This is a genomic window from Citrobacter amalonaticus (assembly GCF_037053465.1).
Lineage (GTDB): Bacteria > Pseudomonadota > Gammaproteobacteria > Enterobacterales > Enterobacteriaceae > Citrobacter_A > Citrobacter_A amalonaticus_H.
Window position 1 is genome coordinate 41,970 of the sequence record NZ_JBALIF010000006.1, and the last position, 17,594, is coordinate 59,563.

Sequence of the window (17,594 nt, forward strand, 5' to 3'; positions counted from 1 at the left end):
GAGGATGAATGAAACCACAGGCCGTTATTTTTGATCTCGATGGTGTGATTACCGATACCGCCCATTTGCATTTTCTGGCCTGGCGGCAGGTCGCCACAGAGCTGGGTATTGGAATTGATGAGGCGTTTAACGACACCCTGAAGGGCATCAGTCGCCCGGAGTCGCTGCGGCGTATTTTGCGCCACGGCGGAAAAGAGGGCGTTTTCACCCAGGCTGAGTGCGACAAGATTGCCGCGCGCAAAAATGCGTTGTACGTCGATTCACTTCAAACGTTGACACCAAATGCGGTATTGCCCGGTATTCGGGAACTGCTTCAGGCATTACGCACGGAGCGGATCAAAACGGGACTGGCGTCGGTCTCGCTAAATGCCCCTGCGATCTTACAGGCGTTACAGTTGACGCCCTGGTTTGATTTTTGCGCCGATGCCGCACAAATCCAGCGCTCAAAACCCGATCCAGAGATTTTTCTGGCGGCGTGCCGCGGTCTGGATGTTAACCCCCGTGAATGTATTGGGATCGAGGATGCGCAGGCGGGTGTTGAGGCGATCAATGCCTGTGGCATGCGCTCCGTGGGGATTGGTGTCAACTTAACCGGCGCAGACTTGCTGCTACCGACAACGGAATGTCTGACGTGGTCACGGTTATCGACTTTCTGGCAACACGACAAATAAAGGAATCAACATGGCACAGCTTTCGTTACAGCATATTCAAAAAATCTATGACAACCAGGTGCATGTGGTGAAAGATTTTAACCTGGACATTGAAGATAAAGAGTTCATCGTTTTTGTCGGTCCGTCAGGATGCGGTAAATCGACGACCCTGCGCATGATTGCCGGGCTTGAGGAGATAAGCGCTGGCGAACTCCTGATCGACGGCAAGCGGATGAACGATGTTCCCGCAAAGGCGCGCAATATTGCGATGGTCTTTCAGAACTACGCGCTGTATCCACACATGACCGTTTACGACAACATGGCGTTCGGTCTGAAGATGCAAAAGATAGAGGCCGCCACCATCGACGAACGCGTTAACTGGGCGGCGCAAATTCTTGGTCTGCGCGACTATCTGAAGCGTAAACCCGGCGCGTTGTCTGGAGGACAGCGCCAGCGTGTGGCTCTCGGACGCGCGATTGTCCGGGAAGCGGGTGTGTTTCTGATGGACGAGCCGTTGTCGAATCTTGATGCCAAACTGCGGGTGCAGATGCGTGCCGAGATCAGCAAACTGCATCAGAAATTGAATACCACCATGATCTACGTGACGCATGACCAGACGGAAGCGATGACGATGGCGACGCGGATCGTGATTATGAAAGACGGTATTGTTCAGCAGGTAGGGGCGCCAAAAAGGGTTTATCACCAGCCCGCAAATATGTTTGTTGCCGGTTTTATTGGCTCTCCGGCGATGAATTTTATCCGTGGCACGCTTGATGGCGATAAATTTGTTACTGAAACCCTTAAATTAACGCTCCCGGAAGATAAATTAAAAATATTAAAAACGAAAGGGTATGAACATAAAGCCGTTGTCATGGGGATTCGTCCGGAAGATATTCATCCTGAATCTAAAGAGTTAAATAGTGTACCTGCGAAAATCAGCGTCGCAGAGCTGACGGGCGCTGAGTTTATGCTGTACACCACCATTGGGGGGCATGAGTTGGTCGTCCGTGCCGGTGCGGTAAATGACTATTCAGCAGGAGATAACATTACTATCCATTTTGATATGGCGAAATGCCATTTCTTCGATATGGAAACTGAACTCGCAATTTAATAATAATTTATCCGGGGGGAAACCCCTGGTTTTAACAACATTTTATATTTTTTGAAATTTCACAAGGAATAAAAATGAAAACCTTACTGACCTCTACAGCGCTATTGCTGGGCGCAACCATACCCTGCGTGCAGGCCGCTGAAAACAACGACTGGCATTTTAATATCGGCGCCATGTACGAAATTGAAAACGTCGAAGGCTATGGCGAAGATATGGACGGACTTGGCGAACCTTCGGTGTATTTTAATGCCGCAAACGGTCCGTGGAAAATATCGCTGGCCTATTATCAGGAAGGACCGGTCGATTATAGCGCTGGTAAACGTGGCACCTGGTTTGATCGCCCGGAACTGGAAGTTCGCTATCAGGTTTTAGACAGCGACGATTTCAGCTTTGGCTTAACCGGCGGTCTGCGTAACTACGGTTATCACTATGTGAATGAACCAGGGAAAGACACGGCTAATATGCAGCGCTGGAAAGTCCAGCCGGACTGGAATGTGAAACTCACTGATGACTTACGTTTTAGTGGCTGGTTTGCGATGTACCAGTTTGTGAACGATCTGAGTACCACAGGCTATTCGGACAGTCGTGTCGAAAGCGAAACCGGGCTGAATTATACCTTTAATGAAACGGTTGGGCTGACGGTTAACTATTACCTGGAGCGCGGCTTTAACCTTGCCGATCACCGTGATAATGGCGAGTTTTCAACCCAGGAGATCCGTGCGTATTTACCCATCTCGCTTGGCAATACTACGTTGACGCCCTATACCCGTATTGGCCTCGACCGCTGGACAAACTGGGACTGGCGGGACGATCCGGAGCGTGAAGGGCACAATTTCGACCGTCTGGGATTACAGTACGCGTATGACTTTCAGAATGGGCTATCAATGACCCTGGAATATGCCTATGAGTGGGAAGACCATGATGAAGGTGAAAGCGACAGATTCCATTATGCGGGCGTAGGGGTTAACTACGCATTTTAACGATAGCGGGGCAGATAGTGCCCCGCAGATTGTTGATATAAGATGGTAATATTAATTCGTTATACAACCTTGTAGGGCCGATAAGCTTGCGTCATCGGGCATTTCATCTATTTCAGCAGTTTCTGGGCCAAATTGTTATGCCAGCGCTCCCGTAAGGGAAAGTTGTGTTTTCACCGTAATATTCTGCTGCCCCTTTTTGCCACGGATTAACCTGAAAAGCAGGGCGCAACTCTCTTCACCCAACTCCTGCGTTGGAATATCAATCCCGTCGGGGGCGGGGTTTAAAATAAATGACAACATTTCATTACTGTAACCGACCACGGCAAGTTGCTGAGGAATAGAAATAGCTAATTCAGCCGCAGCGCGATATAAGCTCATCAGTTTTAAACTGTCTGTAGCGAATACCGCGTCAGGTAATTCGGCGCTGGTTAACAGTTTTCTGGCGGCACAGAGCGCGCTTTCATGGGTGTAGCCACCATCAATAATCCATTCGTCACGCACCGCAATACTATGCGCAGTCAGGCTGGCTTTATAGCCGTTAACCCGATCGACTGAAACATGGTATTCAAGCGGAGCGTGTAAACAGGCGATATGGCGATGACCACGGTTAATCAATGCGTCCGTGAGCGCAATACTGTCACGGTAATTATCCGTATCGACCGAATAGACATGATGATATTCACCTTCAACCTTACCAATCACCACCACCGGAATATCGTATTTATCCAGCCGCGCGAAAAATGACTCATCCGCTGGCGAACTGAGCATGATAATCCCTTTGATCATCTTCTGCTTAATTTTGCTCTCGCACTTTTGCAGGTCATCTTCGGTACTCCGCGAGGTTTGCAATATCACATCGAAACCTTCTTCTTCCGCTTTCGCGGTAATGGCGTGCAGCACTTCCGAGAAGAACGGATTTCCGGCGGTCGTTTTGGCAGAACGCGTGGAAATAACCATAATGGCATCGAAACCTGAGGAGGTCAGGGCGCGGGCCAGCTTATTGGGTTGGTACTGCAATTCATCGATCGCGCGCAATACCTTTTCCCGCGCTTCCGGTGAAATGTTTGTTTGCTTGTTCAGTACGCGTGAGACTGTCGATTTTGATACACCCGCCACGCGGGCAATATCATAAATAGTGGGGGACATAGTCCTGAAACTCCATCGGAGAGTTAATACCCTACATCTTATGAAGTTAGCTCCCTAATGACAACACAGCGTGGTTAATTGTGCAGCGCAGGGCTGAACAGGCGTGGGGTATTTTTTCTAAACTATCCGCACGCGCTTTGTTATTGATACGCTGAAAATATGAGCGGTGTTCAGTGCAACAAGATTTTCCCGATCAGATACGTTGTGGCTTGCCCACTGATGTAAACCCGGTCACCGCCGTACTGGCAACGTAGCACACCGCCACGCTCAAGTCCCTGCCAGGCTAACATCACCGCTTTATTGCGTTTTTCCGCCCAGTAAGGAATGAGCATACTGTGCGCTGAACCGGTGACAGGATCTTCGGCAACGGCTTCACCCGGACAGAAAAAACGGCTGACAAAATCATAGTCTCCATCGCCCGGGGCCGTTACACACACCATTTTCCCTAAAGGCAGCATGGCATTGATGTCAGGACGTAACGACATGACCTGCTGTTGACTCTCCAGCACGACCAGATAATCCCGCGCGACGCGCACCTCTTTCCATTGCTGAATCCCCAGCGCTTCGGGCAATAAAGACGGTGGCGCAACGGGATCGGTTTGCCATGCCGGAAAATCCAGCGTCAGCCAGTCGCCGTTGCGGGTTACGTTCAGTGGGCCGACAAAGCGGGTAGCAAAATGAATAACCGCGTCAGGATAATCGAGATGCTGAAAGATAACGTGCGCGGCGGCGAGTGTGGCATGTCCACACAGATTGATTTCCCCCTGAGTGGTAAACCAGCGCAGTTCAAAACCCTTATCTGTTGCGACGAAATAAGCGGTTTCAGACTGGTTATGCTGCTTCGCCATTTTCAGCAATGTTTCATCGGGTAACCACTCGCTCAGGGGACAGACTGCCGCGGCATTGCCACCAAACGTGGTGGTAGTAAACGCATCCACCATGTAAAAATCGATTTGTTGCATGGCTAAACCTCTTTATTTCACTCGGGGTGGAGACACTCTATCACGCCTCGGTCTGACAACACGGTTGAATATCAACGACCTGACCCCATATAAAAAGCCATGCGTTATACTTTTTTCTGGTCTTCAGGCACAACGGGATGGCGATGAAGAGACTCACTACTGAACTCAATGCGCTGGTCAATCGCGGCGTAGACAGGCATTTGCGCCTTGCGGTAACCGGGTTGAGCCGGAGCGGAAAAACCGCTTTTATTACCGCGATGGTTAATCAGTTGCTCAATATCCACGCGGGCGCACGATTGCCTCTGTTAAGCGCGGTACGGGAAGAGCGCCTTCTTGGTGTAAAGCGTGTGCCGCAACGTGATTTTGGCATCCCGCGTTTTACCTACGATGAAGGACTGGCACAGCTCTACGGCGATCCGCCCACGTGGCCGACGCCCACCCGGGGTGTCAGCGAAATCCGTCTTGCGCTGCGCTACAAATCCAATGATTCGCTACTGCGCCATTTTAAAGAGACCTCCACGCTCTATCTGGAGATCGTCGATTATCCCGGGGAATGGCTGCTTGACCTGCCGATGCTGGCGCAGGATTACCTGAGCTGGTCGCGGCAAATGACCGGACTGTTGACCGGACAACGCGCAGCGTGGTCGGCGAAGTGGCGGCAGATGACCGAGGGGCTGGATCCCTTAGCGCCCGCCGATGAGAATCGTCTCGCAGATATCGCCGCTGCCTGGACGGACTATTTGCACCAGTGCAAGCAGCAGGGGTTGCATTTCATTCAACCGGGGCGGTTTGTCCTGCCCGGCGATATGGCTGGCGCCCCGGCACTGCAATTCTTTCCGTGGCCGGATGTGGACGCGTGGGGTGAATCAAAACTGGCACAGGCAGATAAACACACTAACGCCGGGATGCTGCGGGAGCGTTTTAATTACTATTGCGAAAAGGTGGTGAAAGGGTTCTATAAAAACCACTTCCTGCGTTTCGACCGCCAGATTGTGCTGGTGGATTGCCTGCAGCCGCTCAACAGCGGGCCGCAGGCGTTCAACGACATGCGTCTCGCCTTAGCCCAGTTGATGCAAAGTTTCCATTATGGTCAGCGTACGCTGTTTCGTCGGCTGTTTTCGCCGGTCATCGACAAACTACTGTTTGCCGCGACCAAGGCGGACCATGTCACAATTGATCAGCACGCCAACATGGTATCCCTGCTACAACAACTGATTCAGGATGCCTGGCAAAACGCAGCATTTGAGGGCATCAGCATGGATTGTCTGGGGCTCGCTTCCGTGCAGGCAACAACCAGCGGACTGATTGACGTTAACGGTGAGAAGATCCCGGCGTTACGCGGCAATCGTCTAAGCGATGGCCTGCCGCTGACGGTTTATCCCGGTGAAGTTCCGGCACGACTGCCGGGACAGGCATTCTGGGACAGCCAGGGTTTTCAGTTTGAGGCGTTTCGACCGCAGATAATGGATGTTGATAAGCCGTTGCCGCACATTCGACTGGATGCTGCGCTGGAATTTTTGATAGGAGATAAATTGCGATGAGCGAGCCGTTAAAACCGCGGATTGATTTCGCCGGTCCGCTCGACGTCGAGCAGAAGCCGGCATTTAAGGCACAACAAACGTTCAGTGATGCGCAAGCGCAAACTTTTGCCCCCGCCACCGTAGATGAACCTCTGGAAGAAGAGGGGCAGGCTGAAGCGGTAATTGATGCGGCGCTACGCCCGAAGCGCAGTTTGTGGCGCAAGATGGTGATGGGCGGTCTGGCGCTGTTTGGCGCAAGCGTGGTCGGGCAGGGCGTGCAATGGACGATGAACGCCTGGCAAACCCAGGACTGGGTCGCGCTCGGAGGATGTGCGGCCGGGGCGTTGATTATTGGCGCGGGCGTCGGGTCGGTGGCAACCGAATGGCGGCGTCTGTGGCGTTTACGCCAACGCGCCCATGAGCGTGACGAAGCCCGCGAACTCCTGCACAGTCATGGGACCGGAAAAGGTCGGGCGTTCTGCGAGAAACTGGCGCAACAGGCTGGCATCGATCAGTCGCACCCGGCGCTGCAACGCTGGTATGCCTCAATTCATGAAACGCAAAACGATCGTGAAGTGGTCAGTCTGTATGCCCATCTGGTGCAACCGGTGCTGGATGCCCAGGCGCGTCGTGAAATCAGCCGCTGTGCGGCGGAATCGACGCTGATGATCGCAGTCAGTCCGCTGGCGCTGGTGGATATGGCCTTTATCGCCTGGCGTAATTTGCGGCTGATTAACCGCATCGCCACGCTGTATGGTATCGAGCTGGGTTACTACAGCCGGTTACGTTTGTTCCGTCTGGTGCTTATCAATATCGCGTTTGCGGGCGCCAGTGAACTGGTGCGCGAAGTGGGGATGGACTGGATGTCGCAGGATCTCGCTGCCCGCCTGTCGACCCGTGCTGCGCAGGGGATTGGGGCAGGGCTGTTAACGGCGCGTCTGGGTATTAAAGCGATGGAACTCTGTCGTCCGCTGCCGTGGCTGGATGATGACAAACCGCGCCTGGGTGATTTCCGCCGTCAGTTGATTGGTCAGGTCAAAGAAACGCTGCAGAAAAATACAGCTCCACGAGAGAAGTAATCACACAGCAGGCGTTGAACGCGTAACTTTACGCCAAAACGCCTGTTTTTCCGTCATGCTGTCAATATTTGTTGACAGAAACCTTCCGGCTTACCCATTCCTGGCTTATCATCTTATTCAAAGCTCATTATTCAGGTGAAGGTTCCTCCATGCGTCTGGAAGTGTTTTGTGAAGACCGACTTGGTCTGACCCGCGAATTACTCGATTTACTGGTGCTGCGCAGCATTGATTTACGCGGTATCGAGATTGACCCGATTGGGCGAATCTACCTTAATTTTGCCGAACTGGAGTTCACAAATTTCAGTAGCCTGATGGCGGAAATCCGCCGAATTTCCGGCGTCACGGACGTGCGGACTGTGCCGTGGATGCCATCCGAGCGTGAACACCTGGCGCTGAGTGCCTTGCTTGAAGCGCTGCCTGAACCCGTTCTTTCACTGGATCTGAAAAGTAAAATTGAGATGGCGAACCCGGCAAGCTGCCAGCTTTTTGCCCTCAATCCTGAGCGGATGCGAAATCACACCGCTGCGCAACTGATTAACGGTTTTAACTTCCAGCGCTGGCTGGAGGGCAATCCGCAGGCTTCCCATAACGAACATGTGGTGATCAACGGACAGAATTTCCTGATGGAAATCACGCCGGTTTATCTGCAAGGGGAAAGCGACGAAACGATGCTCACCGGAGCTGTGGTGATGCTGCGTTCCACCATCCGGATGGGGCGCCAGTTGCAGAATCTGGCGACCCAGGATGTCAGTGCTTTTAGCCAGATCGTCGCCGTGAGCGCGAAAATGAAGCACGTGGTTGAACAGGCGCGTAAACTGGCCATGCTCAGTGCGCCGCTGCTGATTACCGGCGATACCGGGACGGGTAAAGATCTGTTTGCTCACGCCTGTCATCAGGCGAGCCCGCGAGCGAGTAAACCTTATCTGGCGCTCAACTGCGCCTCGATTCCGGAAGATGCGGTAGAAAGCGAACTGTTTGGCCATGCGCCGGAAGGGAAAAAAGGCTTCTTTGAGCAGGCGAACGGCGGCTCTGTACTGCTTGATGAGATTGGTGAAATGTCGCCACGCATGCAGACAAAGCTGCTGCGTTTTCTCAATGACGGTACGTTCCGCCGCGTCGGTGAAGATCACGAAGTGCATGTGGATGTGCGTGTGATTTGCGCCACGCAAAAAAATCTCGTCGAACTGGTGCAAAAAGGGTTGTTCCGCGAAGATCTCTATTATCGCCTTAACGTGCTGACACTGAACCTGCCGCCACTGCGCGATTGCCCACAAGACATCATGCCGCTGACTGAGCTGTTTGTGGCGCGATTCGCCGATGAGCAGGGCGTACCACGGCCTAAACTGTCTGCCGATCTGAGCACCGTCTTGACCCGCTATGGCTGGCCTGGCAACGTCCGGCAGTTGAAAAACGCCGTTTACCGGGCGCTGACTCAGCTTGAGGGCTACGAACTGCGGCCACAGGATATTTTGCTGCCGGATTACGATGCCACTACCGTTTCGGTAGGTGAAGATGCGATGGAAGGTTCGCTGGATGATATTACCAGCCGCTTTGAACGCTCCGTGTTAACGCAGTTATACCGTAATTACCCCAGCACGCGTAAGCTGGCGAAACGTCTTGGCGTCTCCCATACCGCCATTGCTAATAAGCTACGTGAGTATGGTCTGAGCCAGAAAAAAGGTGAAGAGTCGTAATAACGAAAGAGAGTGGGACTAATACCGACTTAAGCCACGAATTAAAAGAACCAATAATTAAATAATTGGTTCTTTTTGTTTCTAAATATGAATAACTGAATTATATATACACAGAATTAAGACTGTACTCAACTTGGTCTGTATTGATAAAAGTGATATTTAACAATGCATTAGGTGTTTTTTAATTTGCAGGTAAGCCATTGTCCGAAATTGGATGTATTTTCAGTGGTGTTTTTGATTAGCTAACGCTACCTTTCTGTTTGTTCGTTATTTATAATTTTATTAAGGAGGCGTGTGCCTAATGGAAAAGGTAAGGTCAGGAACTTTTAAATTCAAACGTAAATTTAATCCAATTAATATATTTATTTTAGGTGTGTTGTATTCTGGTGGTTCTGTTGTTGCAAATGCACAGGAAATTACCAGTGATACAGATATTACCACAGGGACAATAACAGATGGGCTGCTAATTGACACATCTCCGGTTACATTAAATATAAGTGGCAGTAATACAGTTATCAGTAATTCTGACAGCAATGCAATATATTTAAAAAATTCGGCAGGCGCGGGTTCAATTATCAATATTTCTGATGGCGTACAGATATATGGTTTTGGTAGCGATCATGATGGTATTTTGATTGAGGCGTCAGGAAATGAATTAAATATCACCGGCTCATTTGTGATGGGAGGATACTCAGGTGTTGAAATGGGTACTCCCTCTAATACTGATACTAAGATGACTGTTGATGATTCCATCATTGGAAGCTCCGGAGGAGTAGCTAATGATACTGGAATGAAAATCAGTGGTATAAATTCAGAATATGTTATTAAAAATAGCACGATAGTCAGTAAAGTAGGTCGTGCTATTGACTTTACAGTACCAAATACCTCATCCCTGATGATAAGTAACTCGAACATCCTGGGTGGCACATATGGACTGGAATATGTCGATGGCAATGCGAGCACTGTAGTATTTGATAATTCTATAGTAACCGGAGATAGCGCTGTTTATGAGCAGCTCTGGCAACAGAACGATGATAGTAACATCAATAACAGCCTGACATTTCAGAATGGTACGCAAATCAAAGGTGTGACAAATGGTATCCTCGGCGATGATTTTGGTTCAAATAATACTATTAACGTAGATGCGTCTTCAGTTCTTGCGTCACAAGGCAATGCTATTAAATTAGGCGGCGGCTATACATTACAGGTGACTAATGGCTCAACCATCACTGGTGATAATGCCATTGTGCTGAACGGCACCACCACTGGCACAACTGTCGAAATTGTTGATTCTACGGTCACGGGGACAACAAATCTGTTGCAGTATGACGATATTGCCAGTCAGACCGATACGGTCAGCTTTACCGGCTCGACGCTGTCCGGCGCCATCACTTCCGGTTCCGCGGCTGACCAGTCGGTCACCATTGACAGCTCGAACTGGCACGGTAATGCCAGCAGAACGGGTACCGGCGCTCTGGCGCTAAATCTGAGCAATGGCGCAACCTGGACCAACACCGCGGATACAGATGTTTCCAGTGTGAGTCTTTCCGGCGGAAGTACTCTGGTTATGGATGGTGGAAATGTCACCACGGGTAGCCTGACGGACACGATTCCCCCCAGACCCGCCCCCGGGAACACACTGGGTGCGACAGCCGATCCGGCTGCATCGACGATTTACTCGACCTGGAACGCGGCAACGGGGTCGGCATACATTCTGACGGCGGATACTGCGACGGGTACTTTCAATGCGGGTGTGACGTCGAATTCCAGCGGTGCAGCAGGTGATATGACCGGTAACACCATTGTGCAAGTGGCGGATGCTTCCGGTGCGACGTTCAATGATATGCAGAGTGATGTCGGTGTGTATCGCTATCAGTCCCGCACAATCAACAACGCGGATGGTTCAACCAGCGTGATTCTGGATAATATTTCGCCAGACCCAACGCCAGCTCCGACACCAGACCCGACACCAGACCCGACACCAGACCCAACGCCAGATCCGGCACCGACGCTCTCGACGGCGGCACAGGCGGTGGTGGATACGCGTGCGGCGGCTCTGAATCTGTGGAATGACGAACAGGACGCCCTGAATTTGCGTATGGATAACGAACGTCGCACGGGCACGTCTGACGGTAATCTGAACGCGTGGGGTAGCTATTATGGCGGCTATCACCGTCAGCAGATGAACATGGCAAGCTCCAGTTACGACCAGACCAATAATGGTTTTATGGTCGGCGCGGATAAGCGTGTGGATATTGCCCCGGGCAATCTGTTGTTCGGTTTTGCCGTGACCCGGGGCTTCTCCGATGTGAACATGCATGATGGCGGCAGCGTGGGGACAGACATTGACAGCTATGGCGCCTCGCTCTATACCTCGCTACGCATGAACAATGGTCTGTTTTTTGATGCCAGCATCAAAGGGACGCATCTGAAAAATGATCTCAGCGTGACCTCTCTGGATGGTGGAAAAACCAGCGGTGACTACGCCACCAACGGCTTTGGCGGGTCACTCAAAGCGGGCTATCACCAGCAAATTAACGCATGGTATGTCGAGCCTTATGCCCAGGTCTCTTACGCCCGCTACAACGGCGTGGATTACACGCTGAAAAATGGCCTGCATTCGGAAGATAACGGCTATACCTCTCTGGCCCTGGAAGGAGGGGCAAATGTCGGTATGACGCTGGCGCTGAACAATGGTGTGGAAATTCGCCCGTATGTTCATCTGGCCGTGGCGGGAGAAACGGAAGACAACAACGACATGCACATCAACGGCGTGAAAATTGACGACAGTACCGATGGTTCACGCGGTATCGCCGGTTTAGGTGCGGATGTGAAGTTCAGTAAGAATCTGGGTGCATGGGCGGGTGCAAACTACGCTAAAGGAGAAGACAATTACGAATCTCCATGGCAACTGAATGCCGGTGTCAGCTACACCTGGTAATGGCACAACCTCATAAATGAAAAAGCCACCGGACAGCAATGACATCCGGCGGCTTTTTTTATTGGCCCAGCCAGGCCTTACGCTTTCAGCACATCCAGCGCTGCGACATAGTCAGGCTCAAGGGTGATTTCATTCACCAACTGGCTGAAAATGACGTTGTCGTTTTCATCAAGAACCACGACCGCACGCGCCGCCAGACCTTTCAGTGGGCCTTCACTAATTTCGACACCGTAATTTTTCAAAAACTCAGCGTTACGCAGAGTGGACAGCGTGATAACGTTGCTCAGACCTTCTGCGCCGCAGAAGCGAGACTGCGCGAATGGCAGATCAGCGGAAATACAAAGTACGACGGTGTTGTCGATTTCGGTGGCCAGTTGGTTAAACTTACGTACCGATGCCGCACAAACGCCGGTATCAATGCTTGGGAAAATGTTCAGCACTTTACGTTTACCAGCAAACTGGCTCAGTGTGACGTCAGACAGATCTTTTGCCACGAGGGTAAAAGGCTGCGCTTTGCTACCCGCTGGAGGAATGGCGTTGGCGACTGCCACCGGGTTGCCCTGGAAATGAACGGTTTGTGACATGGTTATCTTCCTGTTTACATATAATTAACGTTGCCGCTAGTTTATGCCAACAGTTAATAACACGGCAAACGCTATTTCTGCATAGCGCACAATCGACCACGTTGATGTCTAAGGAGAACAAATGAGATCTGTGAAGGTGTATGAGGAAGCCTGGCCGCTACATACCCCCTTTGTCATTGCGCGTGGTAGTCGCAGCGAAGCGCGTGTTGTCGTGGTTGAACTCGAAGAAGATGGGATAAAAGGTGTAGCGGAATGTACACCCTATCCGCGCTATGGTGAAAGCGATGCCTCAGTACTTGCGCAGATCATGAGTATTGCGCCACAACTTGAAAAAGGATTAACACGAGAGGACTTACAAAAACTGCTTCCGGCAGGTGCGGCCCGTAATGCCGTAGACTGCGCGCTGTGGGATTTAGATGCGCGAAAGCAGGGGATAACCCTTGTGGAAACGCTGGGTGTCACGTTACCCAAAACGATTGCGACCGCGCAGACGGTAGTGATTGGGACGCCGGAGCAAATGGCCGCGAGTGCGGTAGCCCTGTGGGAAACGGGAGCAACGCTACTGAAAGTTAAACTCGACGATCGGTTGATTAGCGAACGCATGGTTGCCATTCGCGCCGCGGTACCCGAGGCGACGATTATTGTTGATGCTAATGAATCATGGCGGGCAGATGGACTGGCGGCGCGTTGTCAATTGCTGGCCGATCTGGGCGTAGCGATGCTGGAACAACCGCTTCCTGCTCAGGATGACGCAGCGCTGGAAAACTTTATTCATCCCTTGCCAGTCTGCGCTGACGAGAGTTGTCACACCCGCAGCAGCCTTAAAGCTCTCCATGGGCGCTATGAAATGGTCAACATCAAGCTGGATAAAACCGGCGGACTAACCGAAGCGTTGGCGCTGGCAACGGAAGCGCGCGAGCAGGGGTTTACGCTCATGCTGGGTTGCATGTTATGCACCTCGCGCGCAATCAATGCGGCCTTACCCTTAACGCCACAGGTCAGCTTCGCCGATCTCGATGGCCCGACCTGGCTTGCTGTCGATGTGGAACCTGCGCTGCACTTTACGACAGGTTTACTGCATCTTTAGGATGCCAGCGCAGTAGGTTTGACATCGCCCCCAGGTATTTCTCGCTGGCTTCATCAGATGAAATCGGCGGGAATTCTGCAGTAATACAGCGCAAACCGAGATCGGCACACCAACTACCGAAAGAACCCGGCGTCTCGTAACCGACGCTGGTAACCAGCGGCAGTTCGAATGCCTGAGCCAGCCATTCCCCCAGTTCACTGCTGCCAGGATCTTCAATACAGGTCAGTGGGTCATGAAAAGAGACCACCCAGGCAGGCTGAACATGGTGAATCAACTGACATAACGCCTGGGTTTCAGGTTCCGATCCCGGATGCTCACCCGTTAATAACACCACATCCCGGGCTTCGGCTGCGCTGTTCCAGCGATAGACCGTTTCACCCGCTTTCCAGTTAGCCGCAGGGAAATTGCGATTGAGATCGACGCCGTTGGCATTGGCCCGTAAACCCAACTGGCAACCATCCGGATTGACCGAAAGGATCACATGGTGACGGCGCAGTGCAGGGGTTAGCGTGCGTAACGCACAGGAGAGGGTCACCACGGAAGAGTTTTCGTCACCATGGGTTCCCGCAATAATCAACCCACTGTCACGGTCGGCCGCGGGGGCAGGAAACCAGATGAGCGGCGCACCCAGCAGTGAGCGCCCGTAATGTTCGGTTCCGGGCGGGAAGGCGCCGCGTTCGGCACGAGGACGGGTAACGGTCATAAGCGTCTCTGAATGCAGGGATAATTACTCGCAGTGTTGTGCATAATTTACCGATAATCAAATCGTTTTGTTCAACATACGTTTTTAGTCGCAATATCAATTTTCTGCAGGAAGTTATTTGCATTTCCATAAGCTGAAACAAATAATTACGCCATTATTGATAAGCCGGATTGAGGGAACCTTATGAAGCACTCTGTTTCAGTAACCTGTTGTGCGCTGTTGGTGAGCAGCATTTCACTGTCTTATGCTGCGGATGTTCCTGGCGGTACAGTACTGGCAGAGAAGCAGGAGCTCGTTCGCCATATTAAGGATGAACCCGCCACGCTGGATCCGGCGAAAGCCGTAGGGCTACCGGAAATACAGGTGATTCGCGATCTGTATGAAGGTCTGGTAAACCAGAATGAGAAGGGCGAAATCATTCCGGGTGTCGCCACCCAATGGAAGAGCAATGATAACCGTATCTGGACCTTTACACTGAGAGACAATGCCCGGTGGTCCGACGGCACGCCCGTGACCGCACAGGATTTCGTCTATAGCTGGCAACGTCTGGTGGATCCTAAGACCCTTTCGCCTTTTGCGTGGTTTGCGGCACTGGCGGGAATCAATAACGCGCAGGCGATTATTGATGGTAAAGCCGCACCGGATACCCTGGGGGTGACCGCCATTGATGCGCGCACGCTGAAAATCCAGCTTGACAAACCGTTGCCGTGGTTTGCCAACCTCACCGCCAGCTTTGCGTTTTATCCGGTGCAAAAAGCGAACGTCGAAAGTGGCAAAGAGTGGACAAAACCGGGAAATCTGGTGGGTAACGGCGCCTATGTACTAAAAGATCGCGTCGTAAATGAAAAACTGGTGGTGGTCCCGAATACGCACTACTGGGATAACGGCAAAACCGTGCTGCAAAAAGTGACGTTTCTGCCGATTAACCAGGAGTCCTCGGCCACCAAACGCTATCTGGCAGACGATATTGATATCACCGAATCATTTCCGAAAAATCTCTATCAAAAGCTCCTGAAAGACATTCCGGGGCAGGTGTATACGCCGCCGCAACTGGGCACCTATTACTACGCTTTTAATACGCAAAAAGGCCCGACGGCGGATTCCCGCGTGCGACTGGCGCTAAGTATGACCATTGACCGTCGGATCATGGCGGAAAAGGTACTGGGAACCGGGGAAAAACCGGCCTGGCATTTCACACCTGATGTGACTGCTGGCTTTACCCCGGAGCCGTCACCTTTTGAACAGATGAGTCAGGAGGAGTTGAATGCGCAGGCGAAGACGCTGTTACGCGCCGCAGGGTACGGCCCACAGAAACCGCTTAAGCTGACGCTGCTGTATAACACTTCAGAGAATCACCAGAAAATCGCTATTGCCGTGGCATCCATGTGGAAGAAAAACTTAGGTGTGGATGTAAAACTGCAAAATCAGGAGTGGAAAACGTATATTGATAGCCGCAATACCGGTAACTTTGATGTCATCCGCGCCTCCTGGGTGGGGGATTACAATGAACCCTCCACTTTTTTGTCGCTGCTGACGTCAACGCACTCCGGTAATATTTCCCGCTTTAATAATCCGGCATATGACAAAGTTATAACCCAGGCGACGATGGAAAATACCGATAAAGCGCGAAACGCGGACTACAATGCGGCGGAAAAAATACTGATGGAGCAGGCGCCGATTGCGCCGATTTATCAATACACGAATGGCCGTTTGATAAAACCGTGGCTGAAAGGTTACCCAATCACCAACCCGGAAGATGTGGCCTACAGCCGCACGATGTATATTATTAAGCACTAAATCTGTCAGCGGGCGCGTTAACGCGCCCGCTGTTCATACGGTATAGATGCGAATATCATGTTCGCGAAACGCTTCGCAGTACTCCTTGCTGATGTTTTCTTCCACCACAATGACATCAATTTCACTGCTTTTGGCGACCACGTAGCGCGCTATCGCCGGGATCTTATCGGCTGTCAGCGCCACGATCGTTTCGTTGCACTGCCCGATCACCGCACGTTTGAATTCACAGTCGGCGTAATCAAAGCCGGTCAGTCCCGGTTCTGGCGCCATTGCGCAACCACCGATAAATCCCTGGTCGAATAACATTCCCTGAAGCTGGGCGATTGCTGTCGCACCGACCGATCCGCCGGAAGCGCGTTGTAATTGCCCTCCGAGTATAATGACGTCATAAAACGGTTTTTTCAGCAGTACAGCGGCAATTTCAGGTGAGTTTGTCACCACGGTTAAGGAAAGCTCGGACGGAAGCGCCTCGGCCAATGCCAGATTGGTGGTTCCCGTATCGATAAAAATGCAACCCCCGGATTTGACCAGTCTTGCACATTTTTGCGCGATACTGCTCTTTTTGTCTGATTTCTTTGTTTTACGCTCTGAATAGTCAACTGACTCCGGCAGCATTAACACCGCGCCGCCATACACTTTTTTGCAAATCCCTTCTTTGCTGAGTTCATGCAGGTCGCGACGGATCGTGTGTTCTGACACGTTCAGCCGCGAGGCGAGATCGCTGCACACCACACGACCATTTTTCTCCAGAATCTGTTGAATAAGAGCTTGTCGCTGCTCCGGGAAAGCTGCATAATCGAGCATAATAAGAACCTTTAATAGGTATCATCGAGCAATAAAAATCATAATCGGGCATCGGCGGCGTGCTGTCAACCTGAGTGATTACTGAGGAGAAAGGAAAATGAAAATTGCGCATATAGCGTTATGGACCACTGAACTGGAACAGCAGGCGCAGTTCTGGTGCGAGTTTTTCGATGGAGTCACCAATGAGAAATATTGCAGCACCAACAATCCAGGATTTGAGTCGTACTTTGTGACGATTGGCGAGGGCATTTCGATTGAGCTGATGACCAGGCCCGATTTGCGCTCAGTGCGTTCTGACAACCAAACGACAGGGTGGGCGCATCTGGCGATGAGTGTCGGTAGTAAAGAAAAAGTCGATGCGCTGGCGAAAAAAGCGCAGGAGCAGGGGATACTGGTTTCATCTCCGCGAACAACCGGAGATGGCTATTATGAAGCGGTAATAAAAGATCCTGATGGGAATTTGATTGAAATTGTTCTGTGAGTTGATGACGAAACGTGCGAAGCGCAAAGCCTCAGGCGCTGTGCCTGAGGCCAGA

Annotated in this window: 15 protein-coding genes; 10 read left to right on the plus strand and 5 right to left on the minus strand. The window is 51.5% G+C overall.

Annotated elements, in window-relative coordinates; all coding sequences use genetic code 11:
• The first annotated feature begins 8 nt into the window (after positions 1-8).
• From pgmB to WB371_RS11695, 3 genes are all read left to right on the plus strand, one after another.
• Positions 9-671 (plus strand): beta-phosphoglucomutase, encoded by a 663-nt coding sequence (gene pgmB, locus WB371_RS11685; RefSeq protein WP_336220235.1) that lies wholly within the window; start codon positions 9-11, stop codon positions 669-671.
• A gap of 10 nt (positions 672-681) precedes the next feature.
• Positions 682-1,761 carry an ABC transporter ATP-binding protein gene (locus WB371_RS11690; protein WP_336220236.1) on the plus strand — a complete coding sequence of 360 codons (1,080 nt, stop codon included), beginning with the start codon at positions 682-684 and terminating at the stop codon, positions 1,759-1,761.
• 74 nt (positions 1,762-1,835) lie between these two features.
• Positions 1,836-2,741, plus strand: a complete 906-nt coding sequence (locus WB371_RS11695) for an OmpG family monomeric porin (RefSeq protein WP_336220237.1) — start codon at positions 1,836-1,838, stop codon at positions 2,739-2,741.
• A 135-nt stretch (positions 2,742-2,876) separates the two neighbouring features.
• Here WB371_RS11695 and WB371_RS11700 read toward each other — a convergent pair whose 3' ends face one another.
• Both WB371_RS11700 and WB371_RS11705 read right to left on the minus strand, forming a co-directional pair.
• Positions 2,877-3,887, minus strand: a complete 1,011-nt coding sequence (locus WB371_RS11700) for a LacI family DNA-binding transcriptional regulator (protein ID WP_336220238.1) — start codon at positions 3,885-3,887, stop codon at positions 2,877-2,879.
• 170 nt (positions 3,888-4,057) lie between these two features.
• Positions 4,058-4,849, minus strand: a complete 792-nt coding sequence (locus WB371_RS11705; RefSeq protein WP_336220239.1) for a PhzF family phenazine biosynthesis protein — start codon at positions 4,847-4,849, stop codon at positions 4,058-4,060.
• 143 nt (positions 4,850-4,992) lie between these two features.
• Here WB371_RS11705 and WB371_RS11710 point away from each other — a divergent pair, with 143 nt between their 5' ends.
• The 4 genes from WB371_RS11710 to WB371_RS11725 all read left to right on the plus strand — a co-directional run bounded on the left by WB371_RS11710 (position 4,993) and on the right by WB371_RS11725 (position 12,083).
• Positions 4,993-6,390 (plus strand): YcjX family protein, encoded by a 1,398-nt coding sequence (locus WB371_RS11710; protein ID WP_336220240.1) that lies wholly within the window; start codon positions 4,993-4,995, stop codon positions 6,388-6,390.
• Positions 6,387-7,448: a YcjF family protein gene (locus tag WB371_RS11715; protein ID WP_336220241.1), complete on the plus strand. Its 1,062-nt coding sequence runs from the start codon at positions 6,387-6,389 to the stop codon at positions 7,446-7,448. Before WB371_RS11710 ends, WB371_RS11715 begins: the two co-directional genes overlap by 4 nt.
• Positions 7,449-7,597: 149 nt before the next feature.
• Complete coding sequence (tyrR, locus tag WB371_RS11720; protein WP_336220242.1) at positions 7,598-9,142, plus strand: transcriptional regulator TyrR; 1,545 nt, start codon at positions 7,598-7,600, stop codon at positions 9,140-9,142.
• 895 nt (positions 9,143-10,037) lie between these two features.
• A complete protein-coding gene (locus WB371_RS11725) occupies positions 10,038-12,083 on the plus strand; it encodes an autotransporter outer membrane beta-barrel domain-containing protein (RefSeq protein WP_336220243.1) in 2,046 nt (681 codons plus the stop codon).
• Between the two features lie 77 nt (positions 12,084-12,160).
• Here the strand turns inward: WB371_RS11725 and tpx are convergent, their stop codons facing one another.
• The gene (tpx, locus tag WB371_RS11730) at positions 12,161-12,667 is read right to left on the minus strand and encodes a thiol peroxidase (protein ID WP_336220244.1); all 507 of its coding nucleotides are present in this window, start codon (positions 12,665-12,667) and stop codon (positions 12,161-12,163) included.
• A 121-nt stretch (positions 12,668-12,788) separates the two neighbouring features.
• On the opposite strand from tpx, the gene ycjG reads away from it, so the two are divergent.
• Positions 12,789-13,754 (plus strand): L-Ala-D/L-Glu epimerase, encoded by a 966-nt coding sequence (gene ycjG, locus WB371_RS11735; RefSeq protein ID WP_336220245.1) that lies wholly within the window; start codon positions 12,789-12,791, stop codon positions 13,752-13,754.
• On the opposite strand, the gene mpaA is transcribed toward ycjG, so the two are convergent.
• A complete protein-coding gene (mpaA, locus tag WB371_RS11740; protein WP_336220246.1) occupies positions 13,729-14,457 on the minus strand; it encodes a murein tripeptide amidase MpaA in 729 nt (242 codons plus the stop codon). The two genes, ycjG and mpaA, sit on opposite strands and share 26 nt — an antisense overlap.
• Before the next feature lie 183 nt (positions 14,458-14,640).
• On the opposite strand from mpaA, the gene mppA reads away from it, so the two are divergent.
• A complete protein-coding gene (gene mppA, locus WB371_RS11745; RefSeq protein ID WP_336220247.1) occupies positions 14,641-16,254 on the plus strand; it encodes a murein tripeptide ABC transporter substrate-binding protein MppA in 1,614 nt (537 codons plus the stop codon).
• A 33-nt stretch (positions 16,255-16,287) separates the two neighbouring features.
• Here mppA and WB371_RS11750 read toward each other — a convergent pair whose 3' ends face one another.
• Complete coding sequence (locus tag WB371_RS11750; protein ID WP_336220248.1) at positions 16,288-17,058, minus strand: DeoR/GlpR family DNA-binding transcription regulator; 771 nt, start codon at positions 17,056-17,058, stop codon at positions 16,288-16,290.
• A gap of 97 nt (positions 17,059-17,155) precedes the next feature.
• Between WB371_RS11750 and WB371_RS11755 the strand changes: the two genes are divergently transcribed.
• Entirely contained in the window at positions 17,156-17,539 is a 384-nt protein-coding gene (locus WB371_RS11755; protein ID WP_336220249.1) for a VOC family protein, read from the plus strand.
• Positions 17,540-17,594: the final 55 nt, after the last annotated feature.